The organism is Methylobacterium jeotgali (assembly GCF_022179345.1).
Lineage (GTDB): Bacteria > Pseudomonadota > Alphaproteobacteria > Rhizobiales > Beijerinckiaceae > Methylobacterium > Methylobacterium jeotgali.
In genome coordinates this window covers 87,897-111,294 of sequence record NZ_BPQR01000056.1, presented here as the reverse complement: position 1 = coordinate 111,294, position 23,398 = coordinate 87,897, and the positions used below count along the sequence as shown (strand labels likewise).

The following is a 23,398-nucleotide window of genomic DNA, read 5'->3' as shown; positions in this document are numbered from 1 at the left end:
CGTCCCCGGCCGGAGACGGCCGGGGACGTTCGCATTCGTCGGCCGACCGTTCCTTGGTCGGCTAAGGGGCGGGCTGACCTACTTGTTGACGCCCACGCTGCCGGTGACGCCGCCCAGGGCGCCCAGCAGGCCGCCCACGATGCCGCCCACCAGACCGCCGACCTGATCGATCACACCGGACACGGCGCCGAGCTCCTGGCTGGCATCGACGTTGAGGCCGACACCGAGACCCACGCCGAGGCCGCCGCCGACCTCGTCGAGTTCCGAGGCGTTCAGCTCGCGGATCGTATCGACGTTCTGCTGCATGTAATATTCTCCTTGAATGTGAGGCTATAGGATAAAACATCCGTATAGCCATGCGTCGCTGCGCAAGGATCACGCGGCGACAGGCCAAGGTGACCACGGTTCGGACTGGCTATCAACCCGGGACGTTGCCTTATATGTGACGATATGAATTCATTTTGCGCTGCAAAATGTGATGACTGTCTGAAATATTGCGGATAGATAACTGAAGGATAAAGTTTTTTTCTGGTCGGTTAGCCGCATGGCGGCCTGCGGTTGTGGAGGTTGATCTCATTCAACCCCCATCCCGGCAAAGCTTTTGAGAACCATGATTTTCGGAGGTTGCTGCGGCAGGACGCCGCAGTTGGGCAGGCCGGCGGTGCGAGCCCGCCGGCCTGCCGGGCTCAGCGCCCGTTCAACCCGCCGAGCAGGCCGCCGACCGAGCCGAGCAGGCCGCCGGCGAGGTTCTCGACGAGGCCGCGCACGTTCGAGACCGCGCCCGCCGGGATGGAATGCACGGTGTCGATCAGCTCGTTCAGGCCGCCGATGCTGACGGACAGCTCCGACTGGCCGCCGCCGACGCAGTCGAGCTCGGCCGCGCTCAACTCGCGGATGGTATCGTCGGTATCGCGCATGGATCGTCTCCTTGTCCGTCGTTGTCGGAGGTGCGGGGACCTTCCGTCGTCTGCAAACGAGGTCGTTTACGGACAATCCAAGTCAAACAGCGGGGATGACCAAGTGCAAATCGCCGATTGAATTCATTGTCTTCGTGATTTCAGGAAAAGATCGTTTCCACGGCCGACGAAAGCATCGCCTTGCCAACGTCTTCCTTCACATCGACCGACCCGGAAACGATCGCCGCGTCGGCTGCGGGCATGGCCGGGGCTTTCGTCGGAAAGGTTCGTTGATCCCGAAGCTTGGAGCTCTATCTCGGACAGGATGTCGCACCTGGGCAGACTGACCTGTCTCGGGGTGTGTTCTTTCATGTCGAGATTACGGAGAAGTTCCTGGTCGATGGACCTGAATACGTCTCGTTCGCATCTCTTCAGAAGAAAAAAGCCGTTCTTCCGGCTCCTCTCGGGAGGCCGTTCTTTCCACACCCTTGCCGTGTCTTGATCTGACAGGCCGCCTGCTGGCACAAGCGCTCCGATGACGTCGCAACTCTTTCGCCGCGAGGTCGCCGAGGCCCGCCGCGACGCGTGGCTCGGCGAGGCGCAGGTCGTGCAGCCCCTGCCGGTGCGGATCGTGGCCGGCGTCTGCGGCGTGCTCGCCGTGGCGCTGGTGCTCTATGCCGTGCTCGGCACCTACACCCGCCGCGTCCACGCGCAGGGCGCGCTGACGCCCAATGTCGGGCTCATCACCGTGGCGAGCCCGGTGGCCGGTCGCGTCAGCGCCTCGGGCGTCAAGGAGGGCGACCGGGTCGCGGCGGGCCAGCTCCTCTACACGATCGACATCGATGCGGTCTCGGCGCGAGGGCCGACCCAGGAGCGCGTCATCGACGAGCTCGCCCGGCAGAAGGAGAGCGTCGAGCGCCAGCGGGCGCTGCGCGCGGCGATGGCCGAGACCGAGAAGCGCTCGCTCGAGGAGCAGCGCGACAACCTCGCGGCGCAGCTCAAGCAGGTCGGCGAGCAGATCGAGCTTCAGGACAAGCTCGTTCCGCCCCTGAAGGCCCGCGCCGACGAGCTCGCCAAGGCGGTGTCCAGCGGCTACGCCCGCGCCGCCGATTTCCAGAGCCAGAACTACCTCTACATGCAGGCGAGCTCGCAGCTCGCGCAGTTCCGCCAGGGCGCGCTCCAGATTGACGGCCGCCTCGGCGACGTGCGCGGCCAGCTCGCCGCCTTCGACGACAAGCTCGCCCGCGACCTCGCGGAGATGGACCGCACCGCCGCCCAGCTCGAGCAACAGAAGGCGGAGAGCGAGGCCCGCCGCGCCATCGAGGTGCGTGCGCCCGAGCGCGGCATCCTCACCTCCATCCGCACCCAGGCCGGGCAGAGCGTGGCCGCGGGCGCGACGCTCCTCACGATCCTGCCGAGCGAGGGACGGCTCCAGGCGAATCTCTACGTCGAATCGTCCTCGATCGGCTTCATCGAGACCGGCGCTCCGGTGATGCTGCGCTACGCCGCCTTCCCCTTCCAGCGCTTCGGGCTCTACCGGGGCACGGTGGTCGAGGTGACGCGGGCGCCGGTCGACGCTGCCGACGCGCCGGACGCCTCCGGGCTCAAGGACAAGGCTGGCGCCGGCATCTACCGCATCGTCGTGCGTCCCGAGGAGGACGGCGTCATGGCCTACGGCGAGAAGCGGCGCCTGGAGGCGGGGATGCGCGTCGAGGCCGATATCGCTCTGGAGAAGCGCCCGCTCTACCGCTGGCTCCTCGATCCGCTCTTCCGCGTGAAGCGCAGCGTCGATCTCGTCACCGGAAGCTGAGCGTGGCCCGCGCCTCCCTCGACCTGTCGGGCCTGCTCGGCACGCTTCAGTTCGGCTTCGGCCGGCGGCTTCCCGTCGTGCTCCAGGCGGAGGCGGCCGAGTGCGGCATGGCCTGCCTCGCCATGGTGCTGGGCTACCACGGCCGCCACGTCGATCTCGGCTCGCTCCGCCGCCGCCACGCCCTGTCCCTGAAGGGCATGACGCTGCGCAACCTCGTCGACCTCGCCGGAGCGATGGGGCTCGCCACCCGCGCCCTGCGGATCGAGCTGAAGGATCTCGGCCGGCTCAAGCGGCCCTGCATCCTGCACTGGGGGCTCAACCACTTCGTCGTGCTGGCCGAGGTCCGCGCCCGCGGCATCGTCGTGCACGATCCCGCCCGCGGCCGGCGCGTCCTCACCTTCGCGGAGGCGTCCCGCGAGTTCACCGGCGTCGCCCTGGAGGCGAGCCCGGCGAGCGGCTTCGTGCGGGAAGCGGCCACCCCCGGCCTGCGGCTGCGCGACCTGTTCCGCAACCTCGCCGGCATGCGCCCGGCGCTCGCGCAGATCCTAGTGCTGTCGCTCGGCATCGAGCTCGTCGCGATCCTGATGCCGATCGCCGCGCAGATCGTCATCGACGAGGTCGTCGTGAACGGCGATCTCGACCTGCTCCTCGTCGTCGCCATCGGTCTCGGCCTGCTGCTCCTGGTGCAGCTCGTGCTCGCCGTGGCGCGGACCTGGGCGATCATGATCGCGGGCACGGCGCTGAACTACCAGTGGTCGGCGAGCCTGTTCGATCATCTCTCCCGGCTGCCCCTCGACTATTTCGAGAAGCGGTATGTCGGCGACGTGATCTCCCGCTTCGGCTCGCTCTCGACCATTCAGAAGGGGCTCACCACCGATCTCGTCCAGGCGGTGCTCGACGGCCTGATGTCGATCGGCATGCTGGTGATGCTGTTCGTCTACGGCGGCTGGCTCGGCTTCGTCGTCGTGCTCTCGACGCTGATCACCACCGCCTTCCGGGTCTTCGCCTACAACGCCTACCGCGAGGGCACCGAGGAATCGATCGTCGCCGAGGCCCGCCAGCAGACGCACTTCATCGAGACCGTGCGCGGCATGGCGAGCGTCAAGCTGCTGGGCCTGCGCGAGCGGCGGCGCGGCACCTGGCTGAACCAGTTCGTGGTGGCGCTGAACGCCCGCCTTCGCCTCCAGCGGCTCGACCTCGTGTTCGGCCGCGCCAACGAGCTCCTGTTCGGCGCCGACCGGCTGATCCTGCTCGTGCTCGGCGCGCGCGCCGTCATCGACCAGTCGATGAGCCTCGGCATGCTGGTGGCCTTCCTCGCCTACCGCGACCAGTTCTCGGGCCGCATCGGCAGCCTGATCGAGTCGGGCTTCAAGCTGCGCATGCTCAACGTGCAGACCGACCGGCTCTCGGACATCGTGCTCACCGAGCCCGAGGAGCAGCCCGCCGGACCCTCCCCGGCGCCGCCCCCGGCCGCTCCCGAGGCGACCGATGGTGGGCAGGCCGCGTCCCGCGCCGGGGCGGTGAGCGCGCGCGATCTCGCGCTCCGCTATGGCGACGACGAGCCCTGGGTGTTCCGCGGCCTGTCCTTCGACGTGCCCGCCGGAAGCAGCTTTGCCATCACCGGCCCCTCCGGCTGCGGCAAGACTACCATGATGAAGATCATGATGGGGCTGATCCCGCCGAGCGAGGGCGCGGTGCTCGTCGACGGGCGCGACATCCGCAGCCTCGGGGCCGCGGCCTACCGCTCGCGCATCGCCGGCGTCATGCAAAACGACGGCTTGTTCGCCGGCTCCATCGCCGAGAACATCTCCTGTTTCGATGAGCGGCCGGACCCGGCCTGGATCGAGGAATGCGCGGCACGCGCGGCGATCCTCGAAGACATCCGCCGCACGCCGATGGGCTTCGAGACGCTCGTCGGCGACATGGGCTCGACCCTGTCGGGCGGGCAGAAGCAGCGCGTCATCCTCGCCCGCGCCCTCTACCGCCGCCCGGACATCCTGTTCCTCGACGAGGCCACGAGCCATCTCGATGAGCCGACCGAGGCCGCCATCGCCGAGGCTCTGCGGAGTCTCGCCATGACGCGGATCATCGTGGCGCATCGCCCGGCCACCATCGCCCATGCCGACCAGGTTCTCGGCTTCGATGCGCCGCGCCGGACGCAGGCCCGGCTTCCGGGCGCGGTGCCGACGGGCTGAGGCGATCCCGGTTCGAGGACGGTTCGTCTCAGGCGGGCTGGCCGGCCTCGTAGACGATCGGACCGAGCGCCGACAGCGTCCGCGCGTGGGCGAGCACCCGGCGGGCGGCCGTGCGGGCGTTGCAGGCCCGCATCCCGGCGTGGGGGGCGCCGTCGCGGAGCGCGACGCAGGCGAGGGCGCGCAGGCGGTTGGCGTCGGCGAGGGCACGGGCGCGCAGCACGGCGACGGGATGCCCGTCCGTCGTCACGTCATCGAGTGTGGGGGCGGCCATGGCCGTTACTCCGGGACGACCGTGGCGGCTGTCCCATTTCAGGACGCAGACTGCCACGGTTTCCCGATTGTGGCAAGAATCGGGCGCGCACGCCCGATCCGTTTCTGCACCGTTTCCGAACGATCGCCCGCCCTATCGGCAGGCCTCCTCGATGGTCTGCGAGAAGTCGAGGTTGTGCGGCCGCGACTGACGTCCCGTCCGGGCGGGAAGCGCGACCGGCGCCGGCTCCTCGTCCCCTTCGAGTGCGGTCACCGTGAAGCCGGCGGCCCAGACCGAGCCCGTGCCCTTCAGGAAGAAGCCGTAGTGGAGCGAGACCGCGTCCTCCGGCACCGGCAGGACGACCCGGCGGGTCACCCAGTCGGAGTCGCCGAGAAGCCAGCCCGCCTCCGGATGGCTCTTGAGGTTGTCGAAGGCGAGCACCATGCCCGGTGCGCCGTCGACCCGCGCCCAGATCGTCGCCCCGTGGCTGACGGCCCGCGTCGCCAGGCGCGCGGCGATCGCGACGCGGCGCCCGAGATAGGGCTCCGCCGACGACTCCTGGAGGTAGGTGCCGAAGGCCTGGCCCGGCTCGCCGTAAAGGCCGCCCCGCGCCGGGTGGACGTAGCGGATCAGCGCAGCATCGCCGCCGTGTCCCGGTGCGTCGCGGTCGATGCCGTGGTCGAACTCGCCGGGATAGGTCGCCAGGAAGCCCCAGGACGAGGGCGGCCGGGCGCGGCGGCCTTCGGCGGCCTCAGCCGCCTTGAGCCGCGCGGAGAGGGTGTTCCAGTCGGAAAGGCCGGCCTGTCTCGCCACGATGTCGAGGCTCTCGCCGTGGCTGAGGGTGATGTGCTTGGCCTCCAGGGCGGCCTTGAGGGCCCTGGCCATGGTCTTCGCGTCGCGGATGGTGCGCATGCTGATGCCCGTCGCGGGTCGGCAGCGATGGCAGCGCTCGCGTTGCTAACCGGCCGACCCTCGAGAAGGGTGCAGGGTACGGTGCGCGATGCGTTCACCACACCTCGGAGGGCGCGAGCGGCCGGCCGCATTAGCCTTGGACGTCAGAGCAGCATCCCGGCGACGATTCTGTCAATCCGGGATGCTTGCGGCTCCGGTCAGGCCGCGGCGAGGGCGTGGGACATCGACTCCTTGCGGATCAGCTCACGGTAGAAGCCCTCGACATGGGTGAGCCGCTCCGGCGAACCGTCCTGCACGATGCGGCCGCCGTCGAGCACGACGATCCGGTCGAAGTCCTTCAGGGTCGACAGGCGGTGGGCGATGGCGATGACGGTGCGGCCCTTCATGAGGTTGGCGAGCGCCACGCGGATCGCCTCCTCCGACTCGGCGTCGAGCGCCGAGGTCGCCTCATCGAGGAGCAGGATCGGCGAGTCCTTGAGGATCGCGCGGGCGATGGCGATGCGCTGCCGCTGGCCGCCCGACAGCTTGAGGCCGCGGTCGCCGATCATCGTGTCGAAGCCGTCGGGCAGCTCCTTGATGAAGTCCGTGCAGCGGGCGGCCTCGGCGGCCTTCCAGACCTCGTCGTCGGTGGCGTCGGGCCGTCCGTAGCGGATGTTCTCGCGTAGGGAGCGGTGGAACATCGAGACGTCCTGCGGGACCACGGTGATCGCCTCGCGCAGGGACTGCTGCGTGACGAGGGCCACGTCCTGGCCGTTGATGAGGATCTTGCCGGCCTCGAGGTCGTAGAAGCGCTGAATCAGCGAGAACAGGGTCGACTTGCCCCCGCCGGAGCGGCCGACGAGGCCGACCCGCTGGCCCGGCTCGATGGCGAGGTCGAAGTCGGCGAACACGGTGCGGCCGTCGGGATAGCTGAAGGCGACGTGCTCGAACTCGATGCGCGCGCCGTGGCCGGCAAGGTCCTTGGCCTCCGGGTGGTCGACGAGGTCGTGGGGCTGGAGCAGCGTGTGCAGCGCCTCCGAGAGACGGGCCGTGTGCTGCGTGGCGTCGACGAGCGCCACCGCGAGGTCGCGGGTCGCGGCGAGGATGCGGATGCCAAGGGTGCAGACGAGCACGACCTGGCCGTTCGTGGCCTGCCCCGCCTCCCACATGATGATCGCCCAGTAGAGCAGTCCGAATATCGCGAGCACGGTGAGCACCGCATGCACGATGCGCAGCTTCTCGAGGTAGAGGAGCGAGGAGCGCCGGGCCCGCATCTCGGTGCCGACGGTGTTCTCGAAGCGCTTGTACTCCCGCGAGAAGCCGGAGAAGGCACGCACCAGGGACATGTTGCCGACGAGATCGACCATCTCGCCGTCGACGCCCGCGGCCTTGGAGGCAAAGTCGTGGTGGAGCGGCTTGCCGGCCGCCGCCATCTTGAACATCAGCACCACGACCGCGAGGAACACGCCCGCCAGGATGCCGGCCATCGCGAGGTTGACGGTCGCGATGTAGGCGATCGACCCGAAGGCGGCGACGCAGGGCGGCATCACGTTGAACACGAACATGTTCTCGACCGTGAAGATCGCGTTCGAGGTCGCGGTGATGCGCGAGGCCAGCGTGCCGGGCTGGCGGTCGGCGAAGTAGGTCGGCGAGTGGCCGGTGAGGTGGCGGAAGAGGTCGCGGCGGATGTCGCCGGTCACGCCGACGAAGGTGAAGGCGCCGACGAGGCTCGCCACCCGCCAGAGCATGTTGTCGATGGCGATGAAGGCGATGAGCACGGCGAGCGCGCTCCAGACCAGACCGGAGCTCGGGCCCTTGCTCAGCGCGTCGACCACGCCCTTCAGGGCATAGTCCGTGCTCACCGAGAAGCCGACCGCGCCGAGGACGGCGAGCAGGATGACGACGTGCGGGATCGCGCGGCGCCGGAGATAGCGCATCACGAAGGCGAAGGGCCGGTCTGCGTAGGCGGATAGGGCTTCCATCGGCATGGACATCCAGCTCTGGCAAACGAACACACGCGCAGGCCGAGGCCGACACGGCGCGGACGCAAATTTCGGGCACCGAGACGGCAACGCTACCGCTTCGTCATACGTTGCAGGAGCCCGCCCTCACAGTCCGCTTTTATCGCGCCGACCTGAACGTTTGTTGAGCGGCGGGCATCCCGGCAACACCCCGGCCCTCGGACGGGCCGGCCCGATGCCCCGGGATCAGCCGGCGCGCCGGCGCGTCTCGGGCATGATCGCGGCCACGAGCATCAGCCCCGCGACGCCGACGACCGCGAGGCCGAGGAAGGCGACGTGGGTGCCGAGCCTGTCGGCCATCACGCCGGCAAACGAAGTCGACATCGCCGCCCCGATGCCCATCGCTGTGCCGACCGCACCGAGCGCCAGGTTGAAGCGTCCGGTGCCGCGGGTGAGGTCGGAGACGATCAGCGGCACGAGCACGCCGAACACCGCCGCCGAGATGCCGTCGAAGACCTGGATGGCCACGAGCCAGTGCGGATCGGTGACGGTGGCGAAGAGCAGCCCGCGCACCGGCAGCGCCGCGAAGCCCACGAGCAGGAGCGGACGCCGGCCGAACCGCTCCGCCGCCCGGCCGACGGCGGGCGCGAGCACCGCGAGCACCACCTGCGGGACCATGATGCAGGCGGCGACGAGCGCCGTCGCGGTGTCGCCCGCCCGCAGGGTCAGGACGCTGCCGGCGAGCGGCAGCAGCGCGGCGTTGGCGAGGAAGAACAGCGCCATGCAGGCGGCGAAGCACATCAGCCCGCGATTGCCGAGCAGCACCTTGAGGACGCCCGTCTCCTGCGCGCCGGGCGCCGGCCGGGCGGGCGGGGCGATCTCGTCGGCGCGGATGAAGGAGATCGCGATCAGCGTCGGCACGACCAGGGCGGCGGTGAGGTAGAAGACGGCATCGTTGGTGAAGTAGTATCCGCAGGCGCCCATGCCTGCGGCGGCGACGCCGTTGCCGGCGGCCTGGAAGCTGGCATTGCGGCCGAGGCGCTCGCCCGCCCGGGCATGGCCGACGAGGCCGATGCTGATCGCGGCGATGGCCGGCGTCAGGATGCAGCTTGCCGCCGAGTGCACGGCCATGGCGAGGAGCACGATCAGGAACTGCGGCCAGAGCGCCAGCGCCAGCGCGCTCGCCGCGATGCCGACGACGGAGAGGCCGGCCGCGAAGCGCTTGGAGCGGGCGGCGTCGACGAAGGCGCCGCCGGGGACCTGCCCAAGCAGGCTGACGAGGCTGCCGACCGTCAGCGCAAAGCCGATGTCGGACTGCGTCCACTTGGCCTGGGTGAAGTAGACGGCCAGGAACGGCCCGAACCCGGTCTGGAGGTTGGCGACGAAGAAAGCGAAGGCGTCGAGGCCGCGGCGGCTGGCGCGGGAGACGCCGTCGGTCACCGGCGTCGCCTCGGGCATCGCCGCGGGGCCGGCCTCCGCCGCGCCCGCCGGCACGAGGCGCACGGGGCGGGCCCGAAGCTCCTGGCGCGGCACGTCGCGCTCGCGGGCGGCAATGGCGCGCCGCTCTCTCGGCCGGGCGACACTCACTTGTCGGGCGCCTGCTCGACCGGCTTGTCGGCGGGCTTCTCGGGCACGGGCTGAGCGGCGGGCGCCGCCGGGGCCGGCTGCGCGGGCGCGGCGGCCGCCGGAGCGGTCTGGGGCGCGGCCGCCGCCGGGTCGCCCTCGGGCGCCCCGCCGGGGCTCGCCGGGCCGAGCACGACGATCGGATCGCCGGCCTTGTACTCGGGCGAGACGCGAACCTGGTTGCGGCTGAGCATCAGGGTGACGCGGCCGACCTTGCCCTCGGTCGCGAAGCGCAGGGAGCGCCAGTCGACGGCGATCTTGCGGGAGCCAACGCCGAGGAAGCCGCCGAAATCGATGATCGCGGCGCGCGGGCGGCCGTCCTTGTCGATGACGACGTCGATCACCCGGCCGAGCTCGTCGCCGTTCATGCCGCGCACGCCCTTGCCGAGCAGGCTCTCGTAGTCCTGTGTGTCGAGGACCGTGGCCGGCGTGCCCTGCGGGGGCGGCGCGGCGGGCGCAGCCGGGGCAGGCGCCGGTGAGGGCGTGGCCGGCGAGCCGGTGCTCGCGGGCTTCTCCTTGTCGGGGCCGGCGGGCGGGCTCTGGGCGAAGGCCGCCGCGGACCAGAGGGCGAGGGCCGCGGTGAGGAGCGGCCGAACGGGAGAGGTCACGCGTTGTCCTTCGAGATCGTCTGGCAGAGCCGGCTGCGGGCACAACAGGAAGCGGCCGAGCCGGTTCCGACGCGGTGCATCATGAGCGCCGACCTGGGCGAAGTTGTGGATGAGGCGGGCCGCCGCGATGGCTTGGGCATCCCGCGCCGGCAGGCCCGGAGCCGGCTGGCCTTCGAACAGCCATCGTCGTAGGTAACTCGCGGGATGACGGCGCCCCGAAGCGAAAGGGCTGCGCCGCATCGAAGGAACCGTCTCATGTCGCCAGTCTCGCGAGCCGGCGCGCTCGTCCTGATCGCCCTCTCTGCAGCCGGCTGCCAGTTGCTCGGCGGCGCCCTCGGAGGCGGCGGTGGCGTGATGCCGGCAAGCGATATCGGTCCGCCGCCCTCGCTCCGCGGCAGCCTTCCGAACCGCGAGACCCGCTCCGCCGCCGTCGACCCGGACGGTCAGCCGCTCCAGACCACGCCGACCCGCCAGCTCGCCCTGCCGAAGAACGTACGCGGCGAGGTCCGCTCGGCGGATGCCGGCCCCCGCAAGATCAGTCGCGACGAGATCGAGGGCGACACCACGTCCCGGTCGAGCGGCGGCGGCATGGCGCCGGCCCTTACGCCGGGCGGCGGCGTCGGCCTCGGCGGGAAGTTTTAAAACTCTCGCTCCGGCGCGCGGCCGGATCAGGCCGGCTGCGGCCTGCGGTCTCCGTAATGGTCGTCGATGCGGCCCGGATAGGCCGGGTCGGCGAAGGGGTCGTCCCCGGCCCCGTGGCGCGGGGCCCGCTCCAGGGTGTCCCGGTCGATGTCGATGACGTAGCCACCGAGGCTCACGTCGTAGCGCAGCGCCCGCCAGGGTAGGGGATGATACGCCTCCCCGAGACCGAGGAAGCCGCCGACCGCGAGCACCGCGTAGGCGACCTGGCCGCTGACCTTGTCGACCATGAAGTTGTGCACCGAGCCGAGATGCTGGCCGGAGGCGTCGTAGACCGCGGTGCCCTCGACCTTGTCGGACGCGATGAGGCGGAGGGTCTCGTCGGTGGCCACGCCCTCGGCGCTCGGATCGAGCTGCAGGGAGCCGGCGGGTCGGATCGGACGCTCTTGGGGCAGGTCGGTAGGCATCGCTTCTCCCGTGCAGGTGACTCGTGTCTGCGGGGAGAAAGCGCCGCCCGGCGCCGGGTTCCGGATGGCCAGCGCGGCCGGTCACGCGATCGTGAGAAAGCCTGTTCGATCGCGGACCGAACGCTCAGACGAGGCCGCCGCGCGACGGCTCCGCCTCCTCCTCCGTTTCCCACGACACGGACAGGCAGAGGCCGCCGAGAAGCAGGCCGGCGGAGCAGAGGGCGGCGAGGGTGGCGGCGATCATGGCCGCCACTCTTCGTTGGAACCGGTTAAGCCGGAGTTTCGCGAGTCCGGACAAGCGGTTCCCGCACTGCGACAGGCGCCGTCTTCAGCCCTGCGGCCAGGAGCGGATGTCCACGAAGTGCCCGGCCACCGCCGCCGCCGCTGCCATGGCGGGGGAGACGAGGTGGGTGCGCCCGCGCGGACCCTGCCGGCCCTCGAAGTTGCGGTTCGAGGTCGAGGCGCAGCGCTCGTCGGGGCGCAGCTTGTCCGGGTTCATGCCGAGGCACATCGAGCAGCCGGGTTCGCGCCAGTCGAAGCCCGCCTCCTTGAGGATGCGGTCGAGCCCTTCCGCCTCCGCCTGCGCCTTCACGAGGCCCGAACCCGGCACCACCATCGCCGAGACGCCCTCGTGGATGCGGCGGCCCTCGACCATGCGGGCGACGATCCGCAGATCCTCGATGCGCCCGTTGGTGCAGGAGCCGATGAACACCCGGTCGATCGGGATGTCCGTCATGCGCGTGCCCGGCGTCAGGCCCATGTAGGCCAGCGCCTTCTCCTTCGACTCCCGCTTGTTCTCGTCCGTGATCGCGGACGGGTCCGGCACGGCGCCGAGGATCGAGACCACGTCCTCGGGGCTGGTGCCCCAGCTCACGATGGGCGGCAGGTTCGAGGCGTCGAGGCGGACCTCCCGGTCGAAATGCGCGCCCTCGTCGGTGGCGAGGCTCTCCCAGTAGCGGCGGGCCGCGTCGTAGGCGGCGCCCTTCGGCGCCTTCGGCCGGTCCTTGACGTAGGCGTAGGTGGTCTCGTCGGGGGCGACCATGCCGGCCCGCGCCCCGCCCTCGATCGTCATGTTGCAGATCGTCATCCGCCCTTCCATCGAAAGGGAGCGGATCGCCTCGCCGGCATACTCGATGACGTGGCCGGTGCCCCCGGCGGTGCCGATCTCGCCGATGATGGCGAGCACGATGTCCTTGGCGCTGACGCCGGCCGGCAGGGTGCCGTCGACGGTCACGCGCATGTTGCGCGCCTTGCGCTGCAGGAGCGTCTGCGTGGCCAGCACGTGCTCGACCTCGGAGGTGCCGATGCCGTGGGCGAGCGCCCCGAAGGCGCCGTGGGTCGAGGTGTGGCTGTCGCCGCAGACGATGGTCTGCCCCGGCAGGGTGAAGCCCTGCTCCGGCCCGATGATGTGGACGATGCCCTGGCGGCGGTCGAGGGCGTCGTAGAACTCGATGCCGAAGTCGCGCACGTTCTGGGCGAGCGCCTCGAGCTGCGTGCGGCTCTCCGGGTCCTCGATGCCCTTGGAGCGGTCCGAGGTCTGGACGTTGTGGTCGACGACCGCGAGGGTCTTCTCCGGGTGGCGGACCCGGCGGCCGGCCACGCGCAGGCCTTCGAAGGCCTGGGGGCTCGTGACCTCGTGGACGAGGTGGCGGTCGATGTAGAGAAGGGCCGTGCCGTCCGGTCCGACATCGACGACGTGGTCGTCCCAGATCTTGTCGTAGAGCGTGCGGGGGGCCGTCATGGGTCTGCTTCGCCTGTGGGCGCCGGATGCGCCGTCTCCTCTGGAGGGGCATCTTGTGTAATGTCGCCGGCTCGATTGCGAAAGTGGCCGGCGGCACGTAGCTGGTACGCAATCGACCTCGCGTCCGATGCGTGCCCTTTCGCACGCGAGGCGCGACGGGGGTCGAACGGCCCGCCGGAGCCTTCAAAGAACCGTGTCCGAGACCGCCCCCCGCTCCCCGTTCTTCCGCGCGCTCGGGATCGGCCTGACGCTCGCGCTGCTCGCCGGCCCGGGCGCCTCCGCGCAGGAGCCCGTGGCTCCGGCGCCCGCGCCCGAGACGTCCGCGCCGCAGGCGCCCCCTGTCGAGACGCTGGCCGCGCCCCCCGCCGCGCCCTTCCTGCCGAGCCTGCCGGAGAAGCTCGCGGGCGTGCCGGGGACCTGGGACCTCTCCCTCGACGGCACGCGGCGGCGCTGCGTGATGACCCTGGCGCCGGAGAACGGCGACGCCGGCCGGCGCGTGCGCTTCCCCGCCGGCTGCCGCCGGGCCCTGCCGATCCTCGCCGGGGTCGCGGGCTGGCTGTTCACCGATGCCGGCCTGCGCCTCGTGGATCGCAACGTCCGCCCCATCCTGCTGTTCACCGCACGGGCCGACCGGCGCAGCCTTGCGGCCAGCGTCGAGAGCGGCGAGGTCTACAGCCTCGTGCCTTTGCAGATCGCCGCCATGGAGCCGGGCAAGCCCGAGGCGGCCGGTCTCGCTCCGCCGGAGCCCGCTCCCGCCGCGCCGGTCCCCGCCAACGCGCCGGAGGCTCCGGCCCCGACGCTCGCCGGGGCGGCGCTTCCGGGTACCTACGCCCTCGACCGCTTCCACGCGAAGGATGTCTGCCGGGTCGCGCTTCTGCCCGGTCCGGCCGCGGCGGCGCCGGTGAGGGTTCTCGACGGCTGCCGCGACAGCGGGCTCTCGGTGTTCGATCCCGTCACCTGGACCTCGCGGCCGGGCCATCTCGATCTCGTCGCCCGCCGCGGCCACGCCGTCGGCCTGGTGCCGTCGGGGGAGGGCACCTGGCGGCGGGAGCCCGAAACCGGCGCGATGTTCGTGCTGCGCCGGGTCGAGTAGGCGCTCAGATCGCCGCGGCTGGATCGCCTCCGAGCGGGTTGCCGTCGTCCTCGTTGCGGGTGTTCCGTCGCGGCCGGCGCTCCGTGGCGGCGCGGGCCAGCGCTCGCAGGGGCGCGGTGAGGCGCCGGACATCCTCGGCCCGCTCCATCACGCGCTCGCCGTTGCGGATCTCTTTGTCGAGCCGCGCCATGGTGCGGGCGAGCGAGGGGTCGTCGTCCCCGAGCCAGACGTCGACCACGCGGGCGAAGGCGACGACGCTGCCCTGGAGCTTGAGGCGGCCGAGCGGCCCCTCGGTATCGATGCCAGCGGCGGCCAGCATGTAGCGATGGGAGTTCAGGGCGACGCCGTTCAGCGCCAGCATCGCGAGTGGGTCGCCGCGCAGCGCGTAGGAAATGCGCCGGAGCGCCGGCTTGTAGGGCGTCATCGCGTCGAGCCGGCGCATCAGCACGTCGAACAGGCGCTCGCGGGCCGGCTCCTCGGCAAGGTCCGAGCTGTCGCCCTCCAGCACCTTGCGGTCGATGATCCGGGCGAGGCCGCCGAGGATCGCGCCCTTCGACGGGTAGAGGTCGCGCAGCTCCGCGAGGCTGAGGCCGCTCTCGCGGGCGATGTCGCCGATCTCGATGTCGTTCCAGGGCTGCTCGGCGGCGAGCCGCATCAGCGCCTCGACGGCGGCCTCGCGGGGGTTCGGCTTCCCGGCGGCATCCTGCGGGGCGGCGGGTTTGTCCATGGGACGCTCCGATACGAAATCCGTGGTCGCGGTCCTCGTATGTAAGGCGGGTGCGCCGTTCCGGCAGGTGCGGCGCGTCAGCCCGCGAGCTCGGCCGCCCGCTTGCGGGCCGCATTCATGGCCTCGTCCAGCAGTGCGGGGAGGCCATTCTCGCGCATCAGCACCGCGAGCGCCGCCGCCGTGGTGCCCCCCGGCGAGGTGACGTTCCGGCGAAGCGTCTCGGCGGGCTCGGAACCGGCATCGAGGAGCGCGCCGGCGCCCGCGACGGTGGCGCGGGCGAGCCGCTCGGCGGTCTCGGGCGGGAGGCCGGAGCGGATGCCCGCCTGCGCCATCGCCTCGGCGAGCAGGAACACGTAGGCCGGTCCCGAACCCGACAGGGCCGTGACGGCATCGATGAGCGCCTCGTCGGCGACCCATTCGACGAGGCCTGTGGCGGAGAGCAGCGCCTCGGCAGCCGCGCGCTGGCGCCCGGTCACGGTCTCGCCGGCGAAGGCGCCGGTGGCGCCCCGGCCGATGCTCGCCGGCAGGTTCGGCATGGCGCGCACGACGGCGCCGGCCTCGGGCAAGCGCTGCTGGAGGTTCGCGACGGTCTTGCCGGCCAGCACCGAGACGACGAGGGTCCCGCTCCCCGCGAGGGGCGCGAGGGCGGGCGCGGCCGCCTCCAGGCCCTGCGGCTTGATCGCCAGGACGAGCGCTTCGGGAGCCGACGGCGAGGCCGGGTTCAGGGCGACGCCGCGCTCCGCGCAGAGCCGCTCGATCTCGGCGGAGGGGGCAGGATCAATCACCCCGGTCCGGGACGGATCGAGCCCGCCGGCGAGCCAGCCCGAGAGCATGGCGCCGCCCATCTTGCCGGCGCCGACGAGGATCAGCGAGGCGGGAAGGCCCGCATCCGTCGAGCCGGACATCGGCTCAGGCTTCGCCTTCCGTCTCGAACAGCACCGCGTCGAGGGCCTCGCGGGCGGGCTTGCCGGCCCAGAGCACGAACTGGAACGCCTGGTAGTAGCGCTCGCAGGCCTCGACCGCGGACTTCAGCAGCATCGCGCATTGCGGGTCGGTCGGCGCGGCGCCGCCGGCCAGCACCAAGGAGTGGCGGAACATCACGACGCTCTCGGTCGACCACAGGTCGAAATGCCCGATCCAGAGCTGCTCGTTGATCATTGAGACGAGCTTGAGCACCTCGCCCCGCAGGCGATCCGGCACCTTGATGTCGAAGGCGCAGGCGACGTGCAGCGCCTCGACGTCCTCGATCCAGGTGAAGGCGACCTGATAGTCCGCGAAGCGGCCCTCCATCGCCACCGACATCTCGTCGGTCTCGGCACGGTCGAACATCCAGTCGCGCAGGGAGGCGAGGCGCTCCACCACGTCGAGGGGGTGCTCGAGCCTGTCGTACGGGGCGATGTCGACCTGAAGTTGGGGCATGGCTATCCGGGCCGCCGGGCGCGAACGCCCGAGGCAGGTTGGAAACACAGTAAACGCAGCGTCGAGTCAGTCCGCGAAATGGACCCCGGCGATCCCGAAAGGTTCGGTATCCGGTGCGGAAAGCTTAGGCGTTGCGTGCTCCGTTGGGGTTGAGACGAATCAGTGCCTGACTGACTATAGACCGGCGTGGACTCGCGGTTCAAAGCGTTCCTTGCAACCGGTGAACAGGAAAGCGCCCATCCACCGCTGCTTCCTGTGCACAAGGGCTACGGCGGCCCGAGGGGCTTGCCAGGCGCTCGCCGCGGTCTCCTCAGGCCATCTCCGTGCTGCCGGCGGTCCCGCTCTCGGCGCCGAGCCGGGCCTCCAGCGCGGTGACGCGGGCGGCGAGCGCGTCGTTCTGGGTGCGCAGCGCCGTGACGAGATCGCGCAGCACGTCGACCTCCTCGCGGGTGGCGACGTCCATGTCGCGGATCAGGCGCTCGAACTGGCCCTTGACCACGCTGCCGGCCTCGCGGCGCACGCCCTGGGCGGCGCCGGCCGCGTCCGTGACGATGCGGGCGAACTCGTCGAGAAGGCGGTTCGAGGTCGACATGGGAACTCTCCGTGAGGCCGATCGGCGGGATCGGACCGAGATAGGAATCGGCCGAGTCGCCGGCAATCGGGCAGAGCCCGGAACCCCGCGCTTTCCCACACCTGCCTGGAGGTGTTTCGCGATGTTTCCGGAGCGGACCGGGATACGCTGCGTTACGATTTACCCGGAGCGCGTGCATCGACCTCGACGCGCGCTCCGGCGTAACCCTTCGGGAAAGGCAGGATGCCCAGAGGAACCGCATCCGGTGGCACGATGAGCACCCCCTCCACGCCGCACGTCCTCGTGGTCGAGGACGATCGCGAGATCAGCGCCCTGGTCGCCCGCTACCTGCGGGCCAACGACTGCCGGGTGACGCTGGCCGGCGACGGCCGCGAGATGGAGCGCGTGCTCTCCGATGCGGCGGTCGACCTCATCGTGCTCGACCTGATGCTGCCGGGCGAGGACGGCCTGAGCCTGTGCCGGCGCGTCCGGGCGGGCTCGGCCATCCCGATCCTGATGCTGACCGCGAAGGGAGAGGAGATCGACCGCATCGTCGGGCTGGAGATCGGCGCCGACGACTATCTGGCCAAGCCCTTCAACCCGCGCGAGCTCCTGGCCCGCATCCGGGCGATCCTGCGCCGGGCGAGCGCCGAGCCGCAGGCCGACGACGGCGCCCGGCGCCTGCACTTCGTCGGCTGGACCCTCGACGTGTCCCTGCGCCAGGTCCTGAGCCCGGAAGGCGCCCGCATCGCCATCACCGGCGCGGAGTTCGATCTCCTGCACGCGCTCTGCCTGCGTCCCGGACGGGTGCTCTCCCGCGACCAGCTCCTCGACCTCACTCAAGGGCGGGCGGCGGGGCCGTTCGAGCGCAGCATCGACGTCCTGATCAGCCGCATCCGGCAGAAGATCGAGCGGGACTCGCGAAACCCCGAGATCATCCGCACCATCCGCTCCGGCGGCTACCTGTTCACGCCGGAGGTGACGCGCTCGTGAGCCGCCCCCGCGCCATGGCCGGACCGTCGAGGCTGCTGGCGCGCCTGCGCCCGCGAAGCATCGCCGGGCAGATCGCGCTGCTCGTCGTCGCGGCGATCGTGGTGGCGCATGCGGTGGCGACGGTCGCGTTCGTCCTCCTTCGCGAGCCCTGGCGGCCGGACGATCATCCGGGCGTGGCGGCCAACCGCCTCGCGACGGTGCTGCGCCTCGCCGAGGCAGCGCCCCCGGCGGAGCGGCCGGCGCTGATCGCGCATGCGGGCGCGGCCCTGCCAAGCCTGCGCATCCGGCCCTGGCCCGCCGGCGAGGCCGGCGGCGAGCTCGAGGAGCATCCCGTCCTCCAGCGCCTGCGCGACGGGTTCGGATCGGCCTTGATCCTCTCCGATCTCGGTTCGGGGAGCGAGGGCGGCCGCGACTGGCTGCGGATCGGCGTGGCGACGCCCTCCGGCACCCGGCTCCAGGCGGTCCTTCCGGACGAGGCGCTGCGCTCGCCGCGCCAGGGGGCGGTGATCTTCACCGCGCTCGTCCTCGCCCTGACGCTGGCGCTGCTCTTCGTCTGGGCCGCGCGGGCTCTCACCGAGCCGCTCGCGCGCCTCGCCCGCTCGGCGGAATCCTTCGGTGTCTCCGGCCCCACGGTGCCGCCGCCCCAGCAGGGGCCGCGGGAGGTGCTCGCCGTCTCCGGTGCCCTGGAGCGGATGGGCGAGCGGGTGCGCCGGCTCATCGACGACCGCACCCAGATGCTCGCGGCCGTGAGCCACGACCTGCGCACCCCCATCACCCGGATGCGGCTGCGGGCGGAGTTCATCGAGGACGAGCACGCCCGCGCCGTCACCCTGCGGGACCTCGCCCAGATGAACGCGCTCGTCGAGGCGGCCCTCTCCTTCGTGCGCGACGGCCAGTCCGGGGGCTCGGGCGAGACGAGCCTGCTCGATCTCGCCTCGCTGGTGCAGACCGTCTGCGACGGCTTCTCGGACATGGGCGCCGAGGTGAGCGTCGCCGAGAGCCGCCACGTTCTCGTCCGCGGCCGGCCGGAGGAGCTGGAGCGGGCCGTCACCAACCTCGTGGACAACGCGGTGAAGTATGGCGGCCGGGCGGAGATCGCCGTCACCGGCACGCCCGAGCGCGTCGCCGTCGAGGTGCTCGACCGCGGCCCCGGCATCCCGGAGGCCGAGCGGGAGGCGATGCTGCAGCCCTTCGTGCGCGGGGACCGTTCCCGCAACCAGAACGCGCCGGGGGGCTTCGGCCTCGGCCTGTCGATCGTGCTCGCCATCGCCGAGACCCATGGCGGCCGCCTCGTCCTCGCGAATCGGCCCGGCGGCGGGCTGTGCGCCCGGCTGGAGCTGCCTGCCGCGGCCGGCCAGGGACGGCCGCCATCGGCGCGGTCCGAACCTGGCGGACCGCTCTCGCAGGCCGCGGAGTAGGGCGGTTTCGTCTCCGCGTGTTTCCGGGGACGGGACCAGCAACCGCGCGAAACCAGCACGCTCCTTCCTGGCAAGGCCCGGTTAACTGCGTGGGGCGCTTCGATCATGGCGGACCCGTTGCCGGGCGCGGCCGGCTCACCCGCATGCGAGCGTCGCCATGACCTCAGTCTCCGCCAGCAACTCCCTCTCGCAGCTCGTCTCCACGCAGCGCCCCCAGCATCACGGGGGCGGCAAGGCGCGCATCTCGGATGCGATCGACGCCGGCGAGTCCTCCGGGCAGATCAGCGCCACCGACGCCACCGCCCTCACGAGCGCGCTCGACTCGATCGATTCGAGCCTCTCGGCCGACCGTGCCTCGTCGAGCGGCGCCGGCTCCTCAGGTGCGCGCCTCGATCCGTCGCAGATGAAGGACCGGATCGACGGCCTCATCGCCGATCAGGTCTCCGCCGGCACGCTCACGAGCGACCAGGCCGCGACCCTGAAGCAGCTCTTCGCGCAAGGGCCCGGCGGTGGCCGGGACGGGGCGGTCTCGGGAGCCGGCGCAGGAGAGGCCGGCGGGATCGCAAGGAACCGGCCTCCGCCGCCCCCGCCGCCGGGCGACTCGGCGTCGTTGGACGCCTCCGGCCAGACAAGCTCGCCGGACGATCTTATCGGCTCGTCCTCCAGCACCGCGTCGCGTTCGGCGAACGACCTGCTGACGAGTTTCATCCAGCAGCTTCAGCAGAGCCAGCCGAGCGCCGCCGGCTACACGGGCAGCGGAAGCGGCGGCAGCCGAGTCTCGGCGGCGCTGCTCGTCGACTTCCGGAGCTAGGCGGCGTCTCGCGGGCGCGCTCGATTTCGAGGGAGCTTGGCCGCTGCCGAATGTGTTCGTCGGGAAGGAACCTCCTGCACGAACGAGGCGAGACACCATGATCGGCACCGCTCTCAGCCGCGGCCGCAAGGCCGCGCTGCTTTCCACATGCCTGCTCGCCCTGGCGACGGCGCCCGCCGCCGCGGCCGAGAACGCGCAACTCACCAAGGTCGCCGATTTCGAGCATCAGGTGACGGGCGTCACCGTCTCGAAGGACGGGCGCATCTTCGTGAACTTCCCCCGCTGGACGGAGGACACCGCCGTCTCCGTCGCCGAGCTGAAGGACGGCAAGCTCACGCCCTTCCCGGATTCCGAGTGGAACGCCTGGCGCAACGCCCGCAAGGACGATGTCTCGCCGAAGGACCACTGGGTCTGCGTGCAGAGCGTCGTCGCCGACCAGAAGGGCAATCTGTGGGTGCTCGATCCCGGCGCGCCGGCCATGGGCGCCGTCGTCAAGGACGCCCCGAAGCTCGTCGAGATCGACCTGACGACGAACAAGCCGGCGCGCACCATCCGCTTCGACGAGACGGTGGCGCTCCAGGCCTCCTACCTCAACGATGTGCGCTTCTCTCCCGACGGCAAGACCGCCTTCATCACCGATTCCGGCGCCCAGGGCGCGCTGATCGTGGTCGATCTCGACAGCGGCAAGTCGCGGCGCGTCCTCGACGGCGATCCGTCCACGCAGCCCGACAAGTCGGTCACCGTCGCCTATGACGGCAAGCCGCTGCGCCGGCCGGACGGACGCGGCGTCGAGTTCGCCTCGGACGGCATCGCCCTCACGCCGGACGGCAAGACGCTCTACTGGCAGGCGATCAAGGGCAAGACGCTCTACCGCATCCCGACCGACGCGCTCACCGGCTGGGCGACCTCTTCGCTGGTGCCGGACGCCCTCTCCGAGCGCAGCCTCGCCGGCAAGGTCGAGACGGTGGGCGAGAACGGCCCGGCGGACGGGCTCATCATCTCCCGGAAGGACGGGCGGATGTACGTGACCTCGCCCCAGGACAACGCCGTGAAGGTCCGCGACCTCTCCGGCGGGGCGCTCACCACGCTGGTGCAGGACGAGCGCCTGCGCTGGCCCGACACCTTCGCGGAGGGGCCGGACGGGACGATCTACGTGACGACCTCCCGCATCCAGGACTCGGCCTTCTACAAGCCCGACGCCCCGGCCGCCCTGCCGACGCAGCTCTGGAGCATCAGGACCGGCCAGCCCGACGCCACCGGCTCGACGGCGCCCGCGGCGCGGTGACCGATCAGCGCTCGGCATCCCGGCGGATGCCGAGCGCCCTGATCCGGGAGGCGAGCGTCGTCGGCCTCACGCCGAGGATGTCGGCGGCGCCCCCCGGCCCGGAGACACGGTTGCGGCTCAGGCGCAGGGCGGCCTCGATATCGGCCCGATCGCGGGCCCGCCGCTCCACCTCGTTCGGCGGGCGGCCCTCTGGCGCCGGCAAGAGGCTGCGCCGTTCCTGAGGCACCTCGGACGCCTCCGGCAGGTCGAGATGCAGGCGCCCGCGCACCGCCAGAATCGTGCCGCGCTCGATGACGTTCTCCAGCTCGCGGACGTTGCCGGGCCAGGGATAGCGGGTGAGACGGCGGACATCGCCCTCGCTCAGGCGAGGCTCGGGGACGCGCAGGCGCCGCGCCGCGCTCGCGACGAAGTGGCGGGCGAGCGAGGGGATGTCCTCCGGCCGCTCCCGCAGGGGCACGGCGGCGATCGGAAAGACGTTCAGGCGGAAGTAGAGGTCCTCCCGGAAACGGCCCCGACGCACCTCCTCGCGCAGGTCGCGGTTGGTGGCGGCCACCACCCGCACGTCGACGGAGCGCGTGCGCTCCTCGCCGACTCGCTCGAACTGCCGCTCCTGTAACACCCGGAGGAGCTTGCCCTGGAGGTCGAGGGGGATCTCGCCGACCTCGTCGAGGAACAGGGTGCCCCCGTCGGCGAGCTCGAAGCGGCCGACCCGGTCGCGAAGCGCTCCCGTGAAGGCACCCTTGGCGTGGCCGAAGAACTCGCTCTCGAACAGCTCGCGGGGCACGGCCGCACAGTTCACGCGGATCAGCGGCCGTTCGCGGCGCCGGCTCGCCTCGTGGATGGCGTGGGCGATCAGCTCCTTGCCCGTGCCCGACTCGCCGGTCACGAGGACGGTGGCGTCGGTGCCGGCCACCACGTCGATCTGGCGCAGCACGGCTTCGGTCGCGGGGGAGCGCCCGATGATGCCGGCATGGCGCGTCCCGGCCCTGATCTCCTCCTTCAGGTAGGCGTTCTCGAGCTCCAGCCGCTCGCGGAGCGAATCGACCTCGGCCAGCGCCCGGCGCAGCCGCTCGTCGGCCTCCCGCCGTCCGCTGACGTCGCGGAACACGATGACCGCGCCGAGCAGCACGCCCCGGTCGCGGATCGGCGTCGAGGTGTACTCGACGGGAAAGCCGGTGCCGTCCTTCCGCCAGAACACCTCGTCGTCGACCTGATGCACGGCGCCGTCGCGGAAGGCGGCGTAGATCGGGCAGTCCCGGTGCGGGTAGTGGCTGCCGTCCGGGTGCTTGTGGTGGACGGCGGCATGCATGTCGCGGCCGATGAGGTCGCTCGCCGCCCAGCCGAGCATCCGCTCCGCGGCCGGGTTGACAAAGGTCGTCAGCCCGTCCGCATCGACGCCGTAGATGCCCTCGCCGGCCGCGCTCAGGATCAGGCGGTTCTCGCGCTCGAGGTCCCGGAAGACGCGCTCCATCCGCTGCCACTCGCCGAGGCCGGCGCGCATGTGGGCCTCGGCGGCGCCGTCGACCTCCCGCCGGTGCCGCGCGTCGAGATCGCTCAGGGTCACGACGATCAGCGGCGGCGTGCCGTCGAGGCGGAAGCCGGCATATTCCAGCGGGGGTACCTCAACCCGGGCGCGGGGCGCGAGATCGCGCGTCCGCCATCGCCCCCGTTCGAGCACGCCTTCGGTGAAAGCGAGGAGGGCGGCGCGCTGCCCTGGATGAAGGGCGCTGACGGGGCTGCCGGCGAGCGTCGCCGGGTCCGTGCCCAGCAGGGCGGCCACAGAGGGATTGGCGGCGACGATCCGGTCGGCCATCGGATCGATGGCGAGCATCGCTTCCGGGTTGGCCTCGAAGGCCGGACCGAGATCGGACGGGTTACGAGATATCGTCGTCATGCCACGAGAAATCGTCGGTCACGAAATCTCGTATCAGGCATCGACCGGGCTATCCAGCGGAGATCACGAAGGAATCGGTGTTCGACCCTCCTGGCACGCTGCTTGA

General features: G+C 71.3%; 23 protein-coding genes. 9 read left to right on the top strand and 14 right to left on the bottom strand.

Annotated features, from left to right (window positions below; genetic code table 11):
* Positions 1 to 78: 78 nt before the first annotated feature.
* Together MFF04_RS16505 and MFF04_RS16500 are read right to left on the bottom strand one after the other, a co-directional pair.
* The gene (locus tag MFF04_RS16505) at positions 79 to 306 is read right to left on the bottom strand and encodes a hypothetical protein (RefSeq protein ID WP_238277359.1); all 228 of its coding nucleotides are present in this window, start codon (positions 304 to 306) and stop codon (positions 79 to 81) included.
* A 380-nt stretch (positions 307 to 686) separates the two neighbouring features.
* Positions 687 to 917 carry a hypothetical protein gene (locus MFF04_RS16500; protein WP_238277358.1) on the bottom strand — a complete coding sequence of 77 codons (231 nt, stop codon included), beginning with the start codon at positions 915 to 917 and terminating at the stop codon, positions 687 to 689.
* A 514-nt stretch (positions 918 to 1,431) separates the two neighbouring features.
* On the opposite strand from MFF04_RS16500, the gene MFF04_RS16495 reads away from it, so the two are divergent.
* Positions 1,432 to 2,706 carry a beta-barrel domain-containing protein gene (locus tag MFF04_RS16495; RefSeq protein WP_238277356.1) on the top strand — a complete coding sequence of 425 codons (1,275 nt, stop codon included), beginning with the start codon at positions 1,432 to 1,434 and terminating at the stop codon, positions 2,704 to 2,706.
* Between the two features lie 2 nt (positions 2,707 to 2,708).
* On the top strand, positions 2,709 to 4,901 hold the full coding sequence (locus MFF04_RS16490; protein ID WP_238277355.1) for a peptidase domain-containing ABC transporter: 2,193 nt from the start codon (positions 2,709 to 2,711) through the stop codon (positions 4,899 to 4,901).
* A gap of 28 nt (positions 4,902 to 4,929) precedes the next feature.
* On the opposite strand, the gene MFF04_RS16485 is transcribed toward MFF04_RS16490, so the two are convergent.
* The 5 genes from MFF04_RS16485 to MFF04_RS16465 all read right to left on the bottom strand — a co-directional run bounded on the left by MFF04_RS16485 (position 4,930) and on the right by MFF04_RS16465 (position 10,234).
* Entirely contained in the window at positions 4,930 to 5,172 is a 243-nt protein-coding gene (locus MFF04_RS16485; RefSeq protein ID WP_238277353.1) for a hypothetical protein, read from the bottom strand.
* 132 nt (positions 5,173 to 5,304) lie between these two features.
* Positions 5,305 to 6,063, bottom strand: coding sequence for a glyoxalase superfamily protein (locus MFF04_RS16480; RefSeq protein ID WP_238277351.1), 759 nt, complete (start codon positions 6,061 to 6,063; stop codon positions 5,305 to 5,307).
* Between the two features lie 197 nt (positions 6,064 to 6,260).
* Positions 6,261 to 8,024, bottom strand: a complete 1,764-nt coding sequence (locus MFF04_RS16475; protein ID WP_238277349.1) for an ABC transporter ATP-binding protein — start codon at positions 8,022 to 8,024, stop codon at positions 6,261 to 6,263.
* A gap of 225 nt (positions 8,025 to 8,249) precedes the next feature.
* Complete coding sequence (locus MFF04_RS16470; protein WP_238277347.1) at positions 8,250 to 9,590, bottom strand: MFS transporter; 1,341 nt, start codon at positions 9,588 to 9,590, stop codon at positions 8,250 to 8,252.
* Complete coding sequence (locus tag MFF04_RS16465) at positions 9,587 to 10,234, bottom strand: PRC-barrel domain-containing protein (protein WP_238277345.1); 648 nt, start codon at positions 10,232 to 10,234, stop codon at positions 9,587 to 9,589. The genes MFF04_RS16470 and MFF04_RS16465 overlap by 4 nt, the downstream gene beginning before the upstream one ends.
* A gap of 3 nt (positions 10,235 to 10,237) precedes the next feature.
* Here MFF04_RS16465 and MFF04_RS16460 point away from each other — a divergent pair, with 3 nt between their 5' ends.
* On the top strand, positions 10,238 to 10,426 hold the full coding sequence (locus MFF04_RS16460) for a hypothetical protein (RefSeq protein ID WP_163276866.1): 189 nt from the start codon (positions 10,238 to 10,240) through the stop codon (positions 10,424 to 10,426).
* Between the two features lie 63 nt (positions 10,427 to 10,489).
* Complete coding sequence (locus tag MFF04_RS16455; protein ID WP_238277344.1) at positions 10,490 to 10,876, top strand: hypothetical protein; 387 nt, start codon at positions 10,490 to 10,492, stop codon at positions 10,874 to 10,876.
* A 26-nt stretch (positions 10,877 to 10,902) separates the two neighbouring features.
* Here the strand turns inward: MFF04_RS16455 and MFF04_RS16450 are convergent, their stop codons facing one another.
* Complete coding sequence (locus MFF04_RS16450) at positions 10,903 to 11,340, bottom strand: PRC-barrel domain-containing protein (protein ID WP_238277342.1); 438 nt, start codon at positions 11,338 to 11,340, stop codon at positions 10,903 to 10,905.
* Positions 11,341 to 11,668: 328 nt separating this feature from the next.
* Complete coding sequence (gene leuC / locus MFF04_RS16445; protein WP_238277340.1) at positions 11,669 to 13,081, bottom strand: 3-isopropylmalate dehydratase large subunit; 1,413 nt, start codon at positions 13,079 to 13,081, stop codon at positions 11,669 to 11,671.
* A 193-nt stretch (positions 13,082 to 13,274) separates the two neighbouring features.
* On the opposite strand from leuC, the gene MFF04_RS16440 reads away from it, so the two are divergent.
* Positions 13,275 to 14,174: an AprI/Inh family metalloprotease inhibitor gene (locus MFF04_RS16440; RefSeq protein ID WP_238277338.1), complete on the top strand. Its 900-nt coding sequence runs from the start codon at positions 13,275 to 13,277 to the stop codon at positions 14,172 to 14,174.
* A gap of 4 nt (positions 14,175 to 14,178) precedes the next feature.
* On the opposite strand, the gene MFF04_RS16435 is transcribed toward MFF04_RS16440, so the two are convergent.
* From MFF04_RS16435 to MFF04_RS16420, 4 genes are all read right to left on the bottom strand, one after another.
* Positions 14,179 to 14,901 (bottom strand): TetR/AcrR family transcriptional regulator, encoded by a 723-nt coding sequence (locus tag MFF04_RS16435; protein ID WP_238277336.1) that lies wholly within the window; start codon positions 14,899 to 14,901, stop codon positions 14,179 to 14,181.
* Positions 14,902 to 14,978: 77 nt separating this feature from the next.
* Positions 14,979 to 15,806: a pyrroline-5-carboxylate reductase gene (gene proC, locus MFF04_RS16430; protein ID WP_238277334.1), complete on the bottom strand. Its 828-nt coding sequence runs from the start codon at positions 15,804 to 15,806 to the stop codon at positions 14,979 to 14,981.
* 4 nt (positions 15,807 to 15,810) lie between these two features.
* Entirely contained in the window at positions 15,811 to 16,320 is a 510-nt protein-coding gene (locus MFF04_RS16425) for a type III secretion system chaperone family protein (RefSeq protein WP_238277332.1), read from the bottom strand.
* Positions 16,321 to 16,630: 310 nt separating this feature from the next.
* Positions 16,631 to 16,912 carry an accessory factor UbiK family protein gene (locus MFF04_RS16420; protein WP_238277330.1) on the bottom strand — a complete coding sequence of 94 codons (282 nt, stop codon included), beginning with the start codon at positions 16,910 to 16,912 and terminating at the stop codon, positions 16,631 to 16,633.
* A gap of 252 nt (positions 16,913 to 17,164) precedes the next feature.
* Here MFF04_RS16420 and MFF04_RS16415 point away from each other — a divergent pair, with 252 nt between their 5' ends.
* The 4 genes from MFF04_RS16415 to MFF04_RS16400 all read left to right on the top strand — a co-directional run bounded on the left by MFF04_RS16415 (position 17,165) and on the right by MFF04_RS16400 (position 21,398).
* Positions 17,165 to 17,884 carry a response regulator gene (locus tag MFF04_RS16415; RefSeq protein WP_238277328.1) on the top strand — a complete coding sequence of 240 codons (720 nt, stop codon included), beginning with the start codon at positions 17,165 to 17,167 and terminating at the stop codon, positions 17,882 to 17,884.
* A gap of 14 nt (positions 17,885 to 17,898) precedes the next feature.
* The gene (locus MFF04_RS16410) at positions 17,899 to 19,302 is read left to right on the top strand and encodes an ATP-binding protein (RefSeq protein ID WP_238277374.1); all 1,404 of its coding nucleotides are present in this window, start codon (positions 17,899 to 17,901) and stop codon (positions 19,300 to 19,302) included.
* 157 nt (positions 19,303 to 19,459) lie between these two features.
* Positions 19,460 to 20,113 (top strand): hypothetical protein, encoded by a 654-nt coding sequence (locus MFF04_RS16405; RefSeq protein ID WP_238277326.1) that lies wholly within the window; start codon positions 19,460 to 19,462, stop codon positions 20,111 to 20,113.
* A gap of 97 nt (positions 20,114 to 20,210) precedes the next feature.
* Complete coding sequence (locus MFF04_RS16400) at positions 20,211 to 21,398, top strand: L-dopachrome tautomerase-related protein (RefSeq protein ID WP_238277325.1); 1,188 nt, start codon at positions 20,211 to 20,213, stop codon at positions 21,396 to 21,398.
* A 4-nt stretch (positions 21,399 to 21,402) separates the two neighbouring features.
* On the opposite strand, the gene MFF04_RS16395 is transcribed toward MFF04_RS16400, so the two are convergent.
* Entirely contained in the window at positions 21,403 to 23,292 is a 1,890-nt protein-coding gene (locus MFF04_RS16395) for a sigma 54-interacting transcriptional regulator (protein WP_283206379.1), read from the bottom strand.
* Positions 23,293 to 23,398 lie beyond the last annotated feature (106 nt).